General features: G+C 62.1%; 15 protein-coding genes. 6 read left to right on the plus strand and 9 right to left on the minus strand.

All coding sequences use genetic code 11. The features are described 5' to 3' along the window. Window positions 1-97: 97 nt before the first annotated feature. From BM186_RS08925 to BM186_RS08935, 3 genes are all read left to right on the plus strand, one after another. The gene (locus BM186_RS08925; RefSeq protein WP_074914771.1) at window positions 98-3790 is read left to right on the plus strand and encodes a PAS domain S-box protein; all 3693 of its coding nucleotides are present in this window, start codon (window positions 98-100) and stop codon (window positions 3788-3790) included. After that, window positions 3787-4791, plus strand: a complete 1005-nt coding sequence (locus BM186_RS08930; protein WP_074914773.1) for a response regulator — start codon at window positions 3787-3789, stop codon at window positions 4789-4791. The genes BM186_RS08925 and BM186_RS08930 overlap by 4 nt, the downstream gene beginning before the upstream one ends. Before the next feature lie 95 nt (window positions 4792-4886). Next, entirely contained in the window at window positions 4887-5675 is a 789-nt protein-coding gene (locus BM186_RS08935; RefSeq protein WP_074914775.1) for a dienelactone hydrolase family protein, read from the plus strand. A 62-nt stretch (window positions 5676-5737) separates the two neighbouring features. Here BM186_RS08935 and BM186_RS08940 read toward each other — a convergent pair whose 3' ends face one another. The 7 genes from BM186_RS08940 to BM186_RS08970 all read right to left on the minus strand — a co-directional run bounded on the left by BM186_RS08940 (window position 5738) and on the right by BM186_RS08970 (window position 11663). Then, window positions 5738-6517 carry a DUF4394 domain-containing protein gene (locus tag BM186_RS08940; protein WP_074914777.1) on the minus strand — a complete coding sequence of 260 codons (780 nt, stop codon included), beginning with the start codon at window positions 6515-6517 and terminating at the stop codon, window positions 5738-5740. Between the two features lie 184 nt (window positions 6518-6701). Then, window positions 6702-7415, minus strand: a complete 714-nt coding sequence (locus BM186_RS08945) for an anti-sigma factor (protein WP_017677159.1) — start codon at window positions 7413-7415, stop codon at window positions 6702-6704. Then, window positions 7412-7960 carry a sigma-70 family RNA polymerase sigma factor gene (locus BM186_RS08950; protein WP_074914779.1) on the minus strand — a complete coding sequence of 183 codons (549 nt, stop codon included), beginning with the start codon at window positions 7958-7960 and terminating at the stop codon, window positions 7412-7414. Before BM186_RS08950 ends, BM186_RS08945 begins: the two co-directional genes overlap by 4 nt. A gap of 119 nt (window positions 7961-8079) precedes the next feature. After that, window positions 8080-8892 carry an FG-GAP repeat protein gene (locus BM186_RS08955; protein ID WP_074914781.1) on the minus strand — a complete coding sequence of 271 codons (813 nt, stop codon included), beginning with the start codon at window positions 8890-8892 and terminating at the stop codon, window positions 8080-8082. 58 nt (window positions 8893-8950) lie between these two features. Continuing rightward, window positions 8951-9811 carry a pirin family protein gene (locus BM186_RS08960; protein WP_072424147.1) on the minus strand — a complete coding sequence of 287 codons (861 nt, stop codon included), beginning with the start codon at window positions 9809-9811 and terminating at the stop codon, window positions 8951-8953. Then, window positions 9808-10209: an OsmC family protein gene (locus tag BM186_RS08965; RefSeq protein ID WP_074914783.1), complete on the minus strand. Its 402-nt coding sequence runs from the start codon at window positions 10207-10209 to the stop codon at window positions 9808-9810. Before BM186_RS08965 ends, BM186_RS08960 begins: the two co-directional genes overlap by 4 nt. Before the next feature lie 59 nt (window positions 10210-10268). Continuing rightward, a complete protein-coding gene (locus tag BM186_RS08970) occupies window positions 10269-11663 on the minus strand; it encodes a methyl-accepting chemotaxis protein (protein ID WP_074914785.1) in 1395 nt (464 codons plus the stop codon). Between the two features lie 247 nt (window positions 11664-11910). Here BM186_RS08970 and BM186_RS08975 point away from each other — a divergent pair, with 247 nt between their 5' ends. From BM186_RS08975 to BM186_RS08985, 3 genes are all read left to right on the plus strand, one after another. Further along, the gene (locus BM186_RS08975; RefSeq protein WP_074914787.1) at window positions 11911-12921 is read left to right on the plus strand and encodes an amidohydrolase family protein; all 1011 of its coding nucleotides are present in this window, start codon (window positions 11911-11913) and stop codon (window positions 12919-12921) included. A gap of 66 nt (window positions 12922-12987) precedes the next feature. Further along, window positions 12988-13452, plus strand: coding sequence for a DUF3859 domain-containing protein (locus BM186_RS08980; protein ID WP_074914790.1), 465 nt, complete (start codon window positions 12988-12990; stop codon window positions 13450-13452). Window positions 13453-14182: 730 nt separating this feature from the next. Next, the gene (locus BM186_RS08985; protein ID WP_074914794.1) at window positions 14183-15808 is read left to right on the plus strand and encodes a methyl-accepting chemotaxis protein; all 1626 of its coding nucleotides are present in this window, start codon (window positions 14183-14185) and stop codon (window positions 15806-15808) included. 98 nt (window positions 15809-15906) lie between these two features. On the opposite strand, the gene fabB is transcribed toward BM186_RS08985, so the two are convergent. Next, a complete protein-coding gene (gene fabB, locus BM186_RS08990) occupies window positions 15907-17127 on the minus strand; it encodes a beta-ketoacyl-ACP synthase I (RefSeq protein WP_072424141.1) in 1221 nt (406 codons plus the stop codon). A gap of 11 nt (window positions 17128-17138) precedes the next feature. Next, window positions 17139-17654, minus strand: coding sequence for a 3-hydroxyacyl-[acyl-carrier-protein] dehydratase FabA (fabA, locus tag BM186_RS08995; RefSeq protein WP_003240795.1), 516 nt, complete (start codon window positions 17652-17654; stop codon window positions 17139-17141). Window positions 17655-17696: the final 42 nt, after the last annotated feature.

Below are 17696 nucleotides of genomic sequence, written 5' to 3' on the forward strand. Positions count from 1 at the left end.
TTTCTATGAGTGCGATTGATCGGGTTTAATTGACAAGCGCGACCCCGTCGTTTCAGATGCTGGCAATTGGCTGGCTTTCTGCAGTGCCCGGGGTGGTATGTCGATTTTCGAGCTGTTCTTCTTGATGGGCGCGGACCCGAGTGTCCTTGTGCTCAGTCGTTACGACACTTCCCTGGTGCTGCTGTCACTGGCTATTGCCGTATTCGCCGCCGGTATGGCGCTGCAGCTGGCTGGCGAAGCACGCAACAGTTCGCATCCGGTCGCCAGGCAAGTCACCATTCTCACCGGTTCGCTCGCTCTTGGCGGCGGCATATGGTCCATGCATTTTCTCGGCATGCTCGCCTTCGAACTGTGTGCAGCGGTGCGATTCGATCTGGGTATCACGCTACTGTCGATGCTGCCGAGCCTGGCTGCTTCGTGGGTCGCGCTGAGCCTGCTGGCGCGGCGTGACTTGAGTCTGTTGCAGCTGTGTGTGGGGGGCGTACTGGTCGGGGCCGGTATCGGAGCCATGCACTACAGCGGTATGGCGGCGATGCAGATGGCGCCGCTGTTGCGCTATGACCCCTGGATGTTCGCCCTGTCCATCGTCGTTGCCGTCGCCCTGGCCATTCTGGCGTTGTGGGTACGCTTCGGTCTGGAGGGGCGTTTACCGACACTCTGGGCGCTTCCGCTCAGCGCCCTGGTGATGGGCCTGGCGATCAGTGGCATGCACTACACCGGCATGGCTGCGGCACGTTTCGTCGGTACGCCGGAGTCCGAGGCTCCGATGGCAGTGGTCGACAGTGGTTATATCGCCATTGCCATCACGCTGCTGACCGTCGCTCTGACGGTGTTCGTGGTGGCGGTCAATACGCTGCTGCGCTACCGCCGCATGAGTCTTCAACTCAAGGCCAGCGAGCAGCATTTGCGCTCGATCTTCGACACGGCTCTGGATGCCATCATCACCGTCGATCACACCGGCACGTTGCGCTCGGCCAATCGCGCAGTCTCGCGTCTGTTCGGCTGGACGCCGGAGGAGTTGGTGGGCATGCACATGCGTTCACTGATGCCTGCTCGCCATGTCGAGCAGGTGGAGGGGCTGCTGGCGAACTACCTCAGAACGGGTCGCCTGACGATGCCGGCCGGTGAGCAGGAACTGGTGTGTCTGACCCGCGACGGCGAAGAGAAATTGGTGCGCATCAGCGTTGGCATCACCCACTCAGGCAGCCGTCCGCTGTTCGTAGTATTCGTCGCCGATATCAGCGAAAGACAAGCCATGGAGAAGGCCCTGCGTGACAGCGAGCAGCAGTACCGTTCGTTGATCAGCAACATTCCTGGGGTGTCGTTCCGCTGCACACTGGATCAGGATTGGACCATGATATTTATCAGCGATGCGGTGCAGCCCCTCACCGGTTGGCGTGCGGAGGATTTCATCAGTCGCCGCTGTTCGATTGCCGATATGTATCACCCGGACGACTATCAGCGAGTTGCCGCCGAGGTGATGCAGGCTATCGAGCAAGGCCGCAACTACGTTGTCGAATACCGCTTGTTCGACCGCGATGGCGCGGAACACTGGATCTGGGAGAGTGGTAGCGCAGTTTGCGACGAAAACGGTGTGCCGCGCTGGATCGATGGCGTATTGCTCGACCAGACCGAAACCAAGCGGCGCAATGCCGAATACGAAGGCAAGGTCACCGCGATCAGCAAGGCGATGGCGTTGATCGAGTTCGACCTCGACGGCAACATCCTCGACATCAACGATAATGCACTGGCGTTGTATGGTTATGACAAGGAGGAGGTGGTAGGGCGCCACCACGGCATGTTCTGCGATCCTGAACTGGTGGCAAGCGATGCTTATCGCCAGGGCTGGATGGATCTGCGGGCAGGTCATTTTCGAGCAGGTGAATATCACCGCTTTGGTAAGGGCGGGCGGGAAGTCTGGATTCAGGCCAGCTACAACCCGATCCTCGATACCGACGGCAAGCCGTTCAAGGTCGTCAAGTTGGCGACCGACCTGACCCCGCGCCGCGTCATGGAACAGGATCTGCGGGCTGCCCGTGATCGCGCCGAAGCCGCCGCTGCCGCGCGCAGCAGCTTCCTGGCCAACATGAGCCATGAAATTCGTACGCCGATGAATGCCATCATCGGCTTTACCGACCTGCTGCTGGAAACGCCGCTTTCCAGCGAGCAACGTCGCCATCTGAGCACCGTGCAGCATTCGTCGCGTTCGTTGCTGGGCTTGCTCAATGACATCCTCGACACGGCGAAGCTCGACCGTGGTGCCATCGAGCTGGAACAACTGGATTTCTCCCTGCGTGAGCTGTGCGAGCAGGTACTCGCGACGCAGCGCCTGACGGCCGAAAGCAAAGGCCTGCAGCTGCATCTGGATTACCCGGCAACGACCAACGAGTTCTTCTGTGGTGACCCACTGCGTTTGCAACAGGTCCTGACCAACCTGCTCGGTAATGCGGTCAAGTTCACCCTGCACGGCGAGGTTCGCCTGAAAGTGACCGGTGAGCCGGGCGCGATGCGCCTGGCGGTGAAGGACACCGGCATCGGTATCGCAGCCGATCGCCTGGAGAAGATCTTCGAGCCTTTCGCTCAGGCTGATGCCTCGATGAGCCGACGCTTTGGCGGTACCGGCCTCGGCACCACCATCTCCCGGCAGTTGGTCGAGTTGATGGGGGGGCGTCTGCGGGTCGAAAGTACCGAAGGGCAGGGCAGCTGCTTCAGCGTCGAGTTGCCGCTGCGTGCCGGCAAGCGTCTGGCCTCGCAGCAACGTGCCGTGCTGCCTGAGCTGGGGCAGTTGAACATTCTTGCGGCCGATGACGTGCCGCAGAACCTCGAGCTGCTGCAACTGACCCTGGAGCATTTTGGCCATCGCGTACACTGCGTCGCTGATGGTGAAGGTGCACTGCAGGCATTCACCGAGCAACGTTTCGATCTGATCCTGATGGATGTGCAGATGCCGGGTGTCGACGGTCTGGAAGCGTCGCGGCGGATCCGCCAGCTGGAAGCCGCCGAGGCACGAGAGCCGATTCCGATCATTGCCCTGACCGCCAGCGTGCTTGATCAGGATCGTCAGGCAGCGCTGGACTCGGGTATGAATGGCTTTGCTTCGAAGCCACTGGATGTCAACGCGCTGCTCTGGGAAATCGCCCGCCTGCTCGGGCTGACCGATGTACCCAGCGCAGTGGTCAGTGCCACCCGGGTTGCCGAAGATGGCCTGTTCGACTGGGTCCGTGGCAGCAGCCTGTGGGGCGGGCCGCTGCGTATGGCGCAGGCGATCAATACCTTCATTGCCGAACAGCATGCTCTGGCGGCGCGTCTCAGCCATCTGCTGGCGGCGCGCGACTGGCGCGAGGGCGAGGCGCTCGCGCATCGTCTGCACGGCGCCGCCGGCAACCTGGCCATGAGCAGCCTTGCCAGCCTTGGACAGTCGATCGAGCGGGCCTTTCAGCGGCGAGACGAGCAGGCGTTGCCCGCACTTATCGTGGAGCTCGAGCAGGCCCTGCTGACGGTCAAGGAGGTGGTGCCGCAGGTGCCGGAGGCCGTATCTTCGGCTGAAGACGCGGCTGTCGACATGCGCTCGCTGCGTGAACAGGCCAGTCAGCTGCGACTGGCGCTGCAGCGGGGCAGCCTGGATGATGAAACCCTGACCGTCATGGAACAAGCCACCAAGGGCACCGCATACGGCGCCGCTCTGAACGATATGCGTCAGGCGCTGGATGACTTCGATTTCGATCAGGCCCTGCTGGTGCTCGATCAACTGTTGCTGCAACTGCAAGACGAGGAAACGACCCCATCATGACCCTGGTTGCCGATACTCGTCCGCTGTTGCTACTGGTCGATGACGAACCCACCAACCTGCAGGTGCTACGCCATATCCTGCAAGACGACTATCGCCTGCTGTTCGCCAAAGAGGGCGCCCGCGCGCTGGAAATGGCCGAGCGTGAACGGCCCGACCTGATTCTGCTCGATGTCATGATGCCGGGCATGACCGGCTATGAGGTATGCGAGCAGCTCAAGGCCAGCCCTCTGCTAAAGACGATTCCGGTGATCTTCGTGACCGCTCTGGGCGATGTCGAGGATGAGGCGCGCGGTTTCGAGGTTGGCGCGGTGGACTACATCACCAAGCCGATCAGCCCGCCCATCGTGCGTGCCCGGGTGCGTACTCACCTGTCGCTGGTGCGTGTCGATGAGCTCAAGCAGACCCGCCTGCAGATCGTCCAGCGCCTGGGCATGGCTGCCGAGTACAAGGACAACGAGACTGGCCTGCACGTCATTCGCATGAGCCATTTCTCCAAGGTGCTGGCGCTGGCCGCCGGTTTCAGCGAAAGCGCGGCCGAGGAGCTGCTCAACGCGGCGCCGATGCACGATGTCGGCAAGATCGGTATTCCCGACGCCGTGCTGCGCAAGCCGGGAAAGCTGGACGAGGAGGAATGGCAGGTGATGCGCCAGCACGTGGAGATCGGTGCGCGAATCATCGGCGAGCACAGCTCGGGGCTGCTGCGCACGGCGCAACGCATTGCCTTGTCGCACCACGAGAAGTGGGATGGCAGCGGCTACCCCAACGGTTTGAGTGGCGAGGACATTCCCCTGGAGGGCCGCATCGTCGCCATTGCCGATGTGTTCGATGCGCTGACCAGCGTGCGTCCCTACAAACAGGCCTGGTCCGTGGACGATGCAGTCGGCTTTCTGCGTGAACAGAGTGGGCGCCACTTCGATCCGCGTCTGGTCGAGCTGTTCATCACTTGTTTGCCCGAGATTCTGCAGATCAAGGAGCGCTGGGCCGAACAACCTCCCGTTTGAAATCTCCTGTCTAAAACCTGCCCCCTCTCGACTTGGTCATTGTCGACGGTGAGGCTATTGTTAGGGGCCTACCATTGCCAAGGGCAGGCCTCACCATGCAGAAGAAGACACTGGTTCCCCTGTTGTGCGCCGCATTCGCTGGTCTTGCCGATGCGGCGGTCGTGACCAAGACGGTTGCGTACGAAATCGATGGCGAAGCCTTCGAAGGCGTCCTGGTTTACGACGATTCGGTCACCACGCCGCGCCCTGGGCTGCTCGCTGTTCCCAACTGGATGGGGGTGAATGAAGACACTGTGGCCAAGGCCGCCCGAGCGGCAGGCGACAAATACGTGGTGTTCGTCGCCGACATGTACGGCAAGGCCATTCGTCCCAGCAACGCTGAGGAGGCAGGCGCCGCGGCCAGCAATGTACGCGCCGACCGCCCACTGATGCGCAAGCGCGCCCAGGCAGCGGTCGACGTGCTCAAGGCGCAGAGCAGCGAGGTGGCACTGGATCTGAGCAAGCTGGGTGCCATCGGCTTCTGCTTTGGTGGAGGCACGGTACTGGAACTCGCGCGTTCAGGGGCGCCGCTGAAAGGCTTCGTATCCTTCCACGGCAATCTGGATACGCCCAATCCGGCTGATGCCAAGAACATCAAGGCGCCGGTGCTGGTGCTGCATGGGGCTGATGATCCTGCTGTACCGCAGGCGCAGGTCGACGGTTTCATCGCCGAGATGAAGGCGGCCAAGACTGACTGGCAGTTGGTGAGCTACGGCGGTGCCGTGCACTCGTTCACCAATCCCAAGGCCAACGTGCCGGGTCGCAACGAATACCATCCGGTGGTCGCCGCGCGGGCATTCAAGGCGATGAACGATCTGTTCGATGAGGTATTCGCCGAGCAGTGATGTCAGGTTTGCGCATGCGTTGAACGAAAGGCTGCGCCCGATGGGCGCAGCCTTTTTGCATCTTACTTCGCGGGCAGCACGGCGATGTCGATGATGCCGTCCGGCAGATCGGCGACGTCGCCCAGGGTGGTGGGCTTGCCGCTGGCCAGATCCAGCTGGTGCAGGGTCCTGCCGGTCAATACGTAGGCGGTATTACCACCCTTGCCATCGCTGGCGATATCCAACGCAGCTGCCTTGAGGCCATCGGCGACCTTGCCGACCAGTTGCTGCACGCCATCGTTTGGCGGGTTCTGCAGCATCAGGCTGCTGCTGGCCAGGTCGAAGTTGTACAGCGCCGTGCTCTGCGTACCGGCATAGGAATTGGTGTAGGCGCCGGCGACCACCTTGGGTTGCTTGCCCGCGTAGGGGCCGTCGGTGGCGTAGGCGACCTTGCCGTCTACGGCCACTTCACCAGTATCGACGTTTACCCGCAGGCTGGTGCCGTCCGGGCCGAGCAGGCGCAGGCGGTCGGCCACCGGGTTGAAATCGACCACCGCCTGGCCGCTGCCGGACAGCGCAGTTTGCAGCTTGCTACCTGCAGTTGCTTTACCGCTTGTGGCGTCCAGGGTGTAGAGCTGATCGGTACCGCTGAGGGCGTAGAGCTGACCGCTGGCCGGACGCACATCCAGGCCGCGCAGGTCGCTGGCGCCACTGACCGCCATGCTGGCGGTGACCTTGAGGCTGGCGACATCGACCTTGAACAGCTTGCCATCGGCGCCCAGTGCGAGCAGTTCGGTGGCGCTGGCGGCACCTGCGCTCAGGGTCAGCAGGCTGGCGGTGCAAAGGGTAGTGATGCGTTTCATGGTTGTTCCTCATAAAGGTTTCAGCATCGAGACGAAGCCGGCTGGCCGGCTTCGCAGGTGCCTCGACGAAACACCTGTGAGCTATACCCGCGAGGAACGGAGTTGGATGTCGGCGGAGGAAAATATTTTTTCCGCAGGGTAATCGGGGGTGGAAAGGTTGCCGGCCATGTGGCCGGCAACCCACTCAGTTGGCGCTGGCCAGCACGGCGCGACCGATATATAGCACCGGGCCGCTTGGGCGGTTGTAGGGCGAGCCGCCGGCCGGTTCCAGTGTTAGCTCGAAGAGTTGCCCCGGCTGCACCGCGCCGATCTGTTCGGCAGGCAGGCGCAGCGGCTGGCCAGCCTCGACCAGGCCCAGCGAGCGTGGGCCGTCGGCTGGATCGATCAGCGTCCAGAATTGCAAGTCGCGACCTTCAGGGACCTGATCGGCGACCAGCGGATCGAGCGAGAGCGTGCCATCGCTGCTGACCTGGATCACCCAACCGGGTTTGGCCGCTTCGCCTGGCTGCTGCAGCACCACGGTATAGCGTTCTCCGGCGATATCCGGGGTGCGCAGCAGCGGCATCAGCACGGCGACCAGCAGCGCCATGGCCAGCGCGGCGGCAGTCAGGCGCCAGGTCAGCAGGCTGTTCCACCAGTTGGCCAGCGGGCTCGGATGTGGCTCAACGTGCAGGCCCAGACTCTGCCGAATACGTGCCCAGAGTGCCGGGGAGGGCGCATGTGCCGGTAGCTGGTCGCTCAGTTCGAGAAAGTGTCGTTCCCATTCCAGGGCCATACGAGCGGCACTCTCATCCTCTTCGAGCAACTGGCGCACCTCGGCCGCTTCATGCTCATCGAGCAAGCCGAGCAGGTATTCGCCAATCAGGGCACGGCGTTCTTCGGGTTCGTGCGGAATCATGCTTGCAGACACTCCTGCAGCGCGCGCAGACCGGCGCGGATACGGCCTTTGATGGTGCCCAGCGGTGTGCTCAGGCGGCTGGCGATCTGCTCGTGGGTCAGGCCCCGGTAGAACGCCAGCAGGATCGGATGGCGGCGCGGCCTTTCCAGGCGCTGCAGGCAGCGACGCAGCAGGCGCTGCTCGGATTGCTCCAGCGCCTGTGCTTCGGCCTGCGGGCTGTCGTCGAGCACACGTTCGATGAAGTCATCATCCACTTCGGCATGCCGGTTGCCACTGCGTAGGGCATTGAGTACGCGATAGCGCAGGATGCTATGCACCCAGGCGCGACCGCTGCCCAGTTCGCGCCTATAGAGCGCGGCGTGCTGCCAGATACGCACGAAAGCGTCGTGCAGACAGTCCTCGGCAATATCACGGCGGCCCAGCATGCTGATGGCCAGGCCGAGCAATTGCCCGGCCTCTTGCCGGTAGAGCGTCTGGAAGGCACGTTCGTCGCCGCGTGCGCAGGCTTCCAGGGTGCTTTCGTAATCGAACTCGCGATCTGCCATGGGTCATCCGTTGGCCTGAGAAATCCGCATGCAGCTTATACCCGGCTACTGCGCTTCTGGATCACGCACAGGTAACAAAAAACTGCGAAGGCGTTGCAATGCATTCAATGGGTGAGGCTTCAGGGCTGAGCCTGGGCGTAGGCCTCGTCGAGTGAAACCCAGCGCTGCAGCGGGCCCTTGCGCGAGACGTAGCGGATCAGCAGCCAGTTTCCCTGCTGATCCAGGACTTCGCAGACGTCCCCTTCGATCAGGTAGGCCTTGCCGCGGCTGGCTTCGGCCGGGCGGGTGTGGAGGTGAAGGCGTGAGGTGGGTACCGTCCAGGTATACGGCTGGTCATCGTCGTCGAGCGCACGGCTGGCGATGATGTTGCCCTGAGGATCGAGTGTCTTCTCGAACACCGGGAAAAATACAGGTGCTTGCGGATCGTAGTCGTGACGTACTTGCAGCGTCTTGTACAGCCAGGGGGCGCCGGATTCAGCGAAGCGATAGGCGTCGTAGTACCAGCGTGGTCCGCTGCGGCAGTGGCTGTAGAGTGCTCGTTCCTCACTGTTGGGCCGCAGCTCCGACAGCCATGAGCAATTGACGCGTTCCATCAGCGCAGGCGGTATTTGCAGATGCTCGAAACGGCGCAGGGTCGGGCGGTAGAGGTAAACGTGGTAGGCGGAGTTGACCATCCCGGCCGGCACGCGGATTGCCAGATCCGGGTGGCCGTCGAAATCGTAGTCCTCGACGGCGAAGCTCGGCGGTTCTGCGTCGTTGCCTTCGGGGATGCTCAGTTCCAGACGGGTGCCGTCGGGTTGCTGCAGGAAATAGCCTTCGCCTTGCTGTTGTACCTGGGCATGCTGCCCGGGCTCAGGTTCGAAACGGGGCAGATCAGCCAGGGCCAACGTGGGCAATAACAGCAGGCCAGCGAGGGGGCGATACGAGTACAAGAGGGCAATCCTTTGCGAGCGACAGGCGCCTTTGCACGCCTGTCGTTGATGGCGCTTTTCAGCGCGGCAGTTCGATGCGTGTGGTTTCGCCTGGTACTTGCGGCCAGTCGCCCGCGGCCCAGCGCTGGCGCGCCTGGTCGATCAGTTCCGGGGTTGTGGCGACGAAGTTCCAGTTGATCCGTCGTGGGCCGATGGGCTCACCGCCGATCAGGGCCAGGTGGCATTCACCGCAGGCGCTGAGCACGGGCGTTTCGCCTGCCGGGATCACCGCCATGGTATGCCGGGGCAGGGGCTCGCCATCCAGCTCCGCTTCACCATCGATGAGGTACAGGGCTCGTTCGCTGTGCTCGGTGGGTATCAGCAGGTTGGCACCGGCGGCCAGGCGCAGCTCGGCATACAGGGTCGGTGAGCGAACCGGTACTGGTGATTCGAGGCAGAAACCACTGCCGGCGATCAGGGTGATCTGCACGCCCATGGCTTCGCTGCGGGGTAGCGAAGCGGCGGGGTGATGGCTGTAAGCCGGTTCGCACTGTTCCTCGGCTTCTGGTAAGGCCAGCCAGACCTGCAGGCCGTGGGCTCGCTTGTTCTGCCCAAGCTGCTCGGGCGGCGTACGTTCGACATGGGCGACGGAGCGCCCTGCGGTCATCCAGCTGACATCGCCAGGGCCCACCAGTTGGTCCGAACCCAGGCTGTCCTTGTGCTGCAGCTGTCCTTCGAACAGGTAGGTGAGGGTGGATAGGCCGATATGCGGATGCTGGGCAATATTAATGCCTTTGCCGGCTGGGTAATCATGCTCCAGCATGTGATCGAAGAAGACGAAGGGGCCGATGCTGCGAAAGCGTGCCGAGGGCAGGGGACGCAGAATCGGTTGGCCTGAAATGTCCTCGGCGCGCGGGCGGATCAGCTGCAACTCGCTCATGCCGGAGCTCCCGCCAGGCGGGTTTCGACCTGGATGTCGGTGGTGGTCATCAGCTTGTGGATCGGGCATTTGTCCGCCACGCGCAGCAGTTGCTGGCGTTGTGTCTCGTCCAGTGGCCCCTTGAGCGCCAGGTCGACGATCAGGCGGTAGTTGCCCTGACGCTCCTCGCTGTCGTCACGCTCGACGTGCACGTCGATGCCTTCCAGCGGTAGGCCGCGTTGGCGCGCATAGAGCAGCAGGGTCATGGCCTTGCAGGTGCCGAGGGCCGCGTCGAACAGATCGTGCGGTTCCGGTCCGGCACCATCCCCGCCCTGCTCGGGCGAGACGTCGCCGATAAGCTGGTGCGAGCCGATTTCGATCTGCTGCTGCAGGCCCTTGTTGTTGTGAATGCGGATCATGGCGCTTCCTTTGAGGTGTGACGAATCGACAGTGGCCAGCCTAGCCCAGCCGGCACCGATCACACCAGCGCCGAGAGTCTCACGTCCGCTCCCAGCACGCGCAGCAGTTGGCCGCGCTCATCGACAATGGGGACCGAAACGGTAAAGCAGAAGTCGTCTGTGGCCGAGGAGCGGTAGACCTGGGTGATATGACTCTCCATGCGCTCGGCCACGGCGCGGAACCAGGGGCGTTGGCTCCAGTCGCGGCCGCGACAGCTGGCATCCTCGCTGTGCGCCACATCGGCGGCGAAGATGTTCTCGGAAATCTGCACGCCGCGGCTGTCTACCAGGTAGAACAGCTCGAAACGGCTGTCGCGCGTCAGCGTATCGGCAAGCAGTCGTTCGGCCGCTGTCACGTCGCTGGCCAGCTCGGGGCGTTTGGCCAGTTGTTCGACGCTGGCGCGCACGGCTGCGTGAATTTCCAGGCGGAAGTCGCCTAGCCCGGCGAGCAGGCGATCACCGTCTTCGCGCACGGCCTTGCTGTGATGCAGCACCTGACCAGCCTTGCCAAGCAGCTCGCCAGCGACCTGGGCGATGTTTTGCACATCGCCGTTGATCGAGCGCACCGCCTGGCCGATCTGTTCGGTGCCGGCGGCGATCTGGCCGACCTGAGCGTCCAGGCGATCCATGGCCTGGCGCGTGCTGTCCAGTCCGCCGCTGACGGCGAGAATGCCTGCGCGGCCGTCGGCCACCGCCTGGTTCATGTGCTGGCCGGCACTGCCGAGCTGCTGCATGCCTTCGCGGAAACGCTCGATGATGCCACTGACCTGGCCGGTGGCATCGGTGGTATGGCCAGCCAAACGCCTCACTTCCTCGGCGACCACGGCGAAGCCCCGACCATGTTCACCCGCGCGTGCGGCCTCGATGGCGGCGTTCAGGGCGAGCAGATTGGTCTGCTGGGAGATGCTGGCGATCACGCCGATGACCTTGCTCACTTCATCGAGCTGTCCGGCCAGTTGCTGGATCACCTGAGCCAGTTGCGCCTCGCTGGCGTCGATCACTTCGACCTGCCGTAGTACCGCCTGGCCGCTTTGCTGGCACTGGTTGAGGGTGGCGGAAACCTCGGCGGACAAGCGCGCGACTTCGCCGGCACCGGGCACCAGTTCGGCGTCCAGTGTGGTGGTGACCTGCTCGCTGGCGCTGGCGATCAACTCCGATGACTGTGCCAGCGTCTGCCCGCTTTGTTGGTTGGCAGCGGCGATGCGCGCCAGTTGTGGCGCATGCGCGGCGATACCGACGGCGGCGCCGAGGCTGGCGCGAATGCGTTGCTGGAGACCTGCGCTGAAGTCGTTAAGGCGTGTCATCCATTGATAGTGTTCCGGGAGGCGAATGGTGAGGTCGTGCTGTTGGAACAGAGCGTCCAATGCGGCCTCGTCCTGGGCCTTGCGGTCTGGCTTGCGCAGCAACTGCAACATGATGATTCCCCTGTCTGGTCTGTCTGAGTCACTGCAAGCCAGGTGCCATCATCGGGTGACGTACCCATGGCCATTTCAGGCCGTTAGCCAGCTATTAATGTTCCGGCTTGGTGCGGCCCCTGGTTGCCTGCTCCTTTTGAGGGCGCTGATGGGAATGGCGCTGGGTGATCTCCGAACTTGCCGGGCCGCTCGGCGGTCTATGCTGCTCGTACCGTCAGGAGGACTCGCCTTGCTCACATCTCGAACGATGCCATGGATACTCGCGCTCAGTGCCGCTATCGTCTGCAGCGCCCAGGCCCGCGAATACCGCTACAGCGACGCCCACCTGCACTACGTCGACTTCTTTCAGGAAAGCGCCGGCATGGACGAACTACTGGAGAAGATGGCGGAAAACAATGTCGATCATGTGATGTTCTCGGGTATTCCGGTGGCCAAGAAGTGGGATGAGGACGAGCCCAAGCGTCCGCGTTATTACGCCGGTGATGACGCCAATGCCTATTGGTACAGCGCTACCGACGTGTTCATCGCGGCCGCCTACAAGCGTCTGCCCGCCGAGCAGCGCAAGCGCTTCCATCCGTTTCTTTCCGGCTTCAATCCCAACGACAAGAACGCCGACGCGCATATCCGCCGTATGCTCGAGCTAGACCCTGGCCTGTGGCAGGGCATCGGCGAGGTCTTCACCCGACATGACGATCTCACCGCGCTGATTCATGGCAGTGCGCCGCGTGCCAACAACGAAGCGCTGGCGCGGGTTTTTCATCTGGCCGCCGAGTACGACCTGCCGGTGATGCTGCATTCGAACATCACCTCCAAGCGTGAGCGTGAGCCGATCTATCTGCAGGAAATCGAGGCGCCGCTGCGCAACCATCCGCATGTGCGTTTCATCTGGGCGCATGCTGGCACCAGTGCCGAGATTCATCGTCATCAGGAGAAGCTCGACTTCCTCCTGGAGACGGTCGAACGCATGCTCGGTGAGTACCCGAACCTCTATATCGACCTGTCCTGGACCATGCTGCGTCCCTATCTGCTCGACGAGAACGGTACGCCTGATGCGAAGTGGGTGCACTTGGTCAGCAGTTATCCGGAGCGCTTCATGCTGGGCTCGGATGTGGTCGGCCGTTTCGGCAACCTGGGCGAGTACATGAAGGGCTTCGACCCGTTTCTCGATGCCCTGCCAGAGGACGTCGCGCACAAGGTGGCGCGCGACAACTTCCTTTCCGTGTTACCGCGCAAGGTGCAGGCCGAGCTGGACCGCTAGCGTATTTGTCATCAGGCTGTCACTCGGGTGTCATAGGCTCGCGTTCATCTCAACGAGGAGCGCACCATGCATTACACCCGAGTGGCCATGATGGCCGGTCTATTCGCCTGGGCAGGTCTGAGCCAGGCTGACGTCCGTGTCGAAGGGCCTGTGGAATACGGCATCTTCAGCAGCCAGTATCAGGACTACCAGCCCGGCGAGCGGGTACTGACTCGCAGCAACCAGGAAATCGAACGCACCGAGCAGATTCCCGCCAAGCTCGGTACCAAGTTCGGCATGCGCTACAGCCTGGCCGGCAAGCGCGAGGGGGATACGCCGCTGACGCTGCTGTATCTCACCCCGGGTGTGGTCACCCCGGATGGTCAGCGTCATGACAAGTTCGAAGTTCAGCAGAAGCTGGTAGTCGGCGCCCCGCAGGACGTGATGGCCTTCGAATTCACCGAACACCACGAAGTGGTGCCCGGTGAGTGGCATTTCATCGTCTATCAGGGGGATCGCAAGCTGGCTGAACAGCGCTTCATGGTGCGCTGATCAATCAGCAGGATGACCATTTTCGCCGCGCATGCTCCAGCCTATCAGGACCGCATATTCGGATTTGCGGTTGGTTGGTCCACCCCCTGGATCGGTCAGCGCATGCAGCTACGCCTGGCGTAGGAAACGCCAGTAAGCGTCGGGCGTAGCGCCAGGAAGCTGATTCAATTCTCATGGTGCGCTCGGTTAGCCGGGCGTCACAGCCATGTCGCTGGTTATTCGCCCTCTTGAGCAGGGCGGTGGCCTGGCTATTGTCTCGCCGGGCGTTAACGAGCTGACCCCAGCCGTACCCTCATTCACCTGAGTGCAGATGTGCCAAGGTCATCACCAGGTACTGCAGCATGCCCTGCTTGAGCAGCGGCACACGCATCTCGGCACATATCCGTTGTACGGCTGCACTTCGTTGTTGGTCGCGCCTGTCCATACCCTGTCTGTTTCCAAGCTGAGTCGTAGAGCACGCTCGGATCTATGGGCGTTCATCCTGGCGAGAGTCCTTAGCGTGGCTATGATTTTCGGAAATGACGGGATAAGAGCGGCGCGCTCAGCAGCGGCGCTAGCACGTCGACCAGGTGCCGGTCACGACAACTGAGGCGTTAGAAATTTCTCTTTCTTTTTCAAGAGCGCCTGAATGGCGTCGATAAGAAAGAAGGGATTAGCGCAATCTCTTAAGGTCCTTTGCCAGGTACGGCAAAGGATGTCTCGATTTAAGCGCGCAATGGGAGTTGCAAAAATGTCGCTGCGTAATTTTTCTATCGCCCCCCGGGCAGCTCTAGGGTTTGGGCTGGTCGCTCTGCTGGTGGTGTTGCTTGGAATATTTTCATTGACGCAGATGGGCGAAATGCGTGCACAGTCCGACGAGATCAACGAGAACTGGTTACCAAGCGTTTTGGCCATTGGCGATGTGTCCAAGGATGTCTTGCGTTTGCGTGCCATTACCCTGCGTTCGATGCTTAATCGAGATTCGGCCGAGATGCAGGCCAATCTGCGTCTGGCTGAGGAGTTGCGTGCATCCCTTGCTAAGAATCAGGGGGCTTATGAGCAGCTGATTTCCAGCTCTGAGGAGCGCAGCATATACGATGAGTTCAAGCGCTCCGAGGCGGCTTACTTGCAGGAGCAGAGTCGAATAATGGAGTCGGTTCGGCAGGGCAATTTCGATGCGGCCATCGAGATAGCTGGCGGTGTGCTCAATCAACACGCCGATGCGATGATGCAGGGCCTCGTCAAACTCACTGAGCTGAATCGTGTGAGCGCACTGGCAGCGGGCGAGTCGGCCAAGGAGGTGGCCGAGTCTTCACGTATCTGGGTCATCGCGATGATGGTTCTGGCGACTCTGGTTACCGTCGTACTGGCGATGCTGTTGACTCGCAGTATCGTCGCGCCGCTTAGCGAAGCCGTGCGGGTGGCGGAGGTGGTGGCATCTGGTGACCTGACCCAGGCCATTCATGCTGAAGGTAGCGATGAACCGGCGCGCTTGTTGGCAGCGTTGAAAAGCATGCAACAGAGCCTGCGTAACACCATTCAGAGCATCGCCGACTCGTCCAATCAACTGGCGTCTGCCTCCGAAGAATTGCACGCGGTGACCGAGGATTCGACTCGCGGCCTGCATCAGCAGAATACCGAGATCGAACAGGCCGCTACGGCAGTCAACGAGATGACAGCCGCGGTCGAAGAGGTCGCGCGCAATGCTGTGAGCACCTCCGAGGCATCGCGCGAATCCAATGCTACGGCGCAGCAGGGGCGCGAGCAGGTGCGCCAGACCGTGAACTCGATCAGTCAGCTGGCCAATGATGTAAATGGCACCGCGGGTGAGGTCGAGAAGTTGGCCGAGCGGGTCCGTGAGATCAGCAAGGTGCTCGACGTGATCCGCTCCATCGCCGAGCAGACCAACCTGTTGGCGCTCAACGCTGCCATCGAGGCGGCGCGGGCCGGTGATGCGGGACGAGGCTTCGCTGTAGTGGCTGACGAGGTGCGTGCGCTGGCGCATCGCACTCAGCAATCCACCCAGGAGATCGAGCAGATGATCGGTGCCATTCAAAGCGGCACCGATCAGGCGGTCGGTTCGATGCAGAGCAGCAACAGTCGCGCCCGCTCCACCCTCGAGGTGGCCCAGGCTGCGGGCACGGCGCTGGAGTTGATCACTCAGGCGATTTCCTCGATCAACGAACGCAACCTGGTGATTGCCAGCGCGTCGGAAGAGCAGGCTCAGGTGGCGAGGGAAGTGGATCGCAACCTAGTCAATATTCGCGATCTATCGCTGCAGAGTTCGGCGGGTGCCAACCAGACCAGTGCAGCGAGTCAGGAGCTGTCCCGTCTGGCGATCGACCTGAACAACCTGGTAGCGCGTTTCAAGGTCTGAGGCACGGCTCATTCTCCTTCCCGCCAGCGGGAGGGGGAGTAAAGCAGCACGAACGAAAACGGCGCCCGAAGGCGCCGTTTTCTTTACCGCGGCAGCTGTTACTTGCCGGCCCAGCGCTTGAGCACCAGGGTGGCGTTGGTGCCACCGAAGCCGAAGCTGTTGCTCATCACGGTGTCGAGCTTGGCGTTCTCGACAGTGGTGAGCTGGATCGGCATGTCGGCCACTTCCGGGTCGAGCTCGTCGATGTTGGCCGACGCGGCGATGAAGTTGCCTTCCATCATCAGCATGCAGTAGATCGCTTCCTGCACGCCCGCAGCGCCCAGGCTGTGGCCGGACAGGCTCTTGGTCGAGCTGATGGCCGGTGCCTTGTCGCCGAATACGGCACGCACGCCTTTGATTTCCGCAACGTCGCCAACCGGAGTCGAGGTGCCGTGGGTGTTGAGGTAATCGATGGGGGTGTCGACAGTAGCCAGCGCCTGCTGCATGCAGCGGATCGCGCCTTCGCCGCTCGGAGCGACCATGTCGTAGCCGTCGCTGGTGGCACCGTAACCGACGATTTCCGCGTAGATCTTGGCGCCGCGGGCCAGAGCGTGTTCCAGCTCTTCGACCACGACCATCCCGCCACCACCGGCGATGACGAAGCCGTCACGCTTGGCGTCGTAGGCGCGCGAGGCCTTTTCCGGGGTTTCGTTGTACTGGGTGGAGAGGGCACCCATCGCGTCGAACAGGCAGCTCTGGCTCCAGTGCTCTTCTTCGCCGCCACCGGCGAAGACCACGTCCTGTTTGCCCAGCTGGATCTGCTCCATGGCCTGGCCGATGCAATGCGCGCTGGTGGCGCAGGCCGAGGAGATGGAGAAGTTGACGCCCTTGATCTTGAACGGAGTCGCCAGGCACGCCGATACGGTGCTGCCCATGGTGCGGGTCACGCGGTATGGGCCGATGCGCTTGACGCCTTTTTCGCGCAGGGTATCGATGGCTTCCATCTGGTTGACGGTGGAAGCACCACCGGAACCGGCAATCAGGCCGGTACGCGGGTTGGAAATCTGCTCTTCGCTGAGGCCAGAGTCCTTGATCGCCTGTTCCATCGACAGATAGGCGTAGGCCGCAGCGTCGCCCATGAAGCGCAGCAGTTTGCGGTCGATCAGTTCTTCCAGATTCAGGTTGACCGAACCGGAGACATGACTACGCAGACCCATTTCGGCATAGGAGGGGTTGAAACGGATGCCTGATTTGCCCGCGCGAAGGCTGCCGGCAACGGCTTCTTTGTCATTGCCCAGGCAGGAAACGATGCCCAGACCGGTGATCACTACACGACGCATGTGCAAGTCCTTCAGAAACTGTCGGTGGAGGTGAACAGGCCGACGCGCAGGCCTTCGGCGCTATAGATTTCGCGACCGTCGACGGCTACGGTGCCATCGGCGATGCCGAGGATCAGCGAGCGGCTGATGGTGCGCTTGATGTGAATGTTGTAGGTGACCTTCTTGGCGGTCGGCAGTACCTGACCGAAGAATTTCACTTCGCCGCTACCCAGTGCACGGCCGCGGCCCGGGTTGCCTTGCCAGCCGAGGTAGAAGCCGACCAGTTGCCACATGGCGTCGAGACCGAGGCAGCCCGGCATGACCGGGTCGCCCTCGAAGTGGCAGCCGAAGAACCACAGGTCCGGATTGATATCGAGCTCAGCGACGATTTCGCCCTTGCCGTACTTGCCGCCGGTTTCGCTGATGTGAGCGATGCGATCGATCATCAGCATGTTTGGGGCGGGCAGTTGCGCGTTCCCCGGGCCGAACAGTTCGCCGCGGCTGCAGGCGAGCAGATCTTCCCGGGTGTAGGCGTTTTGTCTTGTCATGCGAGCTCCTCAATTGTCCCCACGCTTCTAAGGCTGGGCGAA

The organism is Ectopseudomonas toyotomiensis, from assembly GCF_900115695.1.
GTDB classification, from domain to species: Bacteria; Pseudomonadota; Gammaproteobacteria; order Pseudomonadales; family Pseudomonadaceae; genus Aquipseudomonas; species Aquipseudomonas toyotomiensis.

Excerpts from the sequence above, each read along its gene's own strand:
- BM186_RS08925 (WP_074914771.1), top strand. The coding sequence starts at position 98 with ATGTCGATTTTCGAGCTGTTCTTCTTGATGGGCGCGGACCCGAGTGTC.
- BM186_RS08930 (WP_074914773.1), top strand. The coding sequence starts at position 3,787 with ATGACCCTGGTTGCCGATACTCGTCCGCTGTTGCTACTGGTCGATGAC.
- BM186_RS08935 (WP_074914775.1), top strand. The coding sequence starts at position 4,887 with ATGCAGAAGAAGACACTGGTTCCCCTGTTGTGCGCCGCATTCGCTGGT.
- BM186_RS08940 (WP_074914777.1), bottom strand. The coding sequence starts at position 6,517 with ATGAAACGCATCACTACCCTTTGCACCGCCAGCCTGCTGACCCTGAGC.
- BM186_RS08945 (WP_017677159.1), bottom strand. The coding sequence starts at position 7,415 with ATGATTCCGCACGAACCCGAAGAACGCCGTGCCCTGATTGGCGAATAC.
- BM186_RS08950 (WP_074914779.1), bottom strand. The coding sequence starts at position 7,960 with ATGGCAGATCGCGAGTTCGATTACGAAAGCACCCTGGAAGCCTGCGCA.
- BM186_RS08960 (WP_072424147.1), bottom strand. The coding sequence starts at position 9,811 with ATGAGCGAGTTGCAGCTGATCCGCCCGCGCGCCGAGGACATTTCAGGC.
- BM186_RS08965 (WP_074914783.1), bottom strand. The coding sequence starts at position 10,209 with ATGATCCGCATTCACAACAACAAGGGCCTGCAGCAGCAGATCGAAATC.
- BM186_RS08970 (WP_074914785.1), bottom strand. The coding sequence starts at position 11,663 with ATGTTGCAGTTGCTGCGCAAGCCAGACCGCAAGGCCCAGGACGAGGCC.
- BM186_RS08975 (WP_074914787.1), top strand. The coding sequence starts at position 11,911 with ATGCCATGGATACTCGCGCTCAGTGCCGCTATCGTCTGCAGCGCCCAG.
- BM186_RS08980 (WP_074914790.1), top strand. The coding sequence starts at position 12,988 with ATGCATTACACCCGAGTGGCCATGATGGCCGGTCTATTCGCCTGGGCA.
- BM186_RS08985 (WP_074914794.1), top strand. The coding sequence starts at position 14,183 with ATGTCGCTGCGTAATTTTTCTATCGCCCCCCGGGCAGCTCTAGGGTTT.
- fabB (WP_072424141.1), bottom strand. The coding sequence starts at position 17,127 with ATGCGTCGTGTAGTGATCACCGGTCTGGGCATCGTTTCCTGCCTGGGC.
- fabA (WP_003240795.1), bottom strand. The coding sequence starts at position 17,654 with ATGACAAGACAAAACGCCTACACCCGGGAAGATCTGCTCGCCTGCAGC.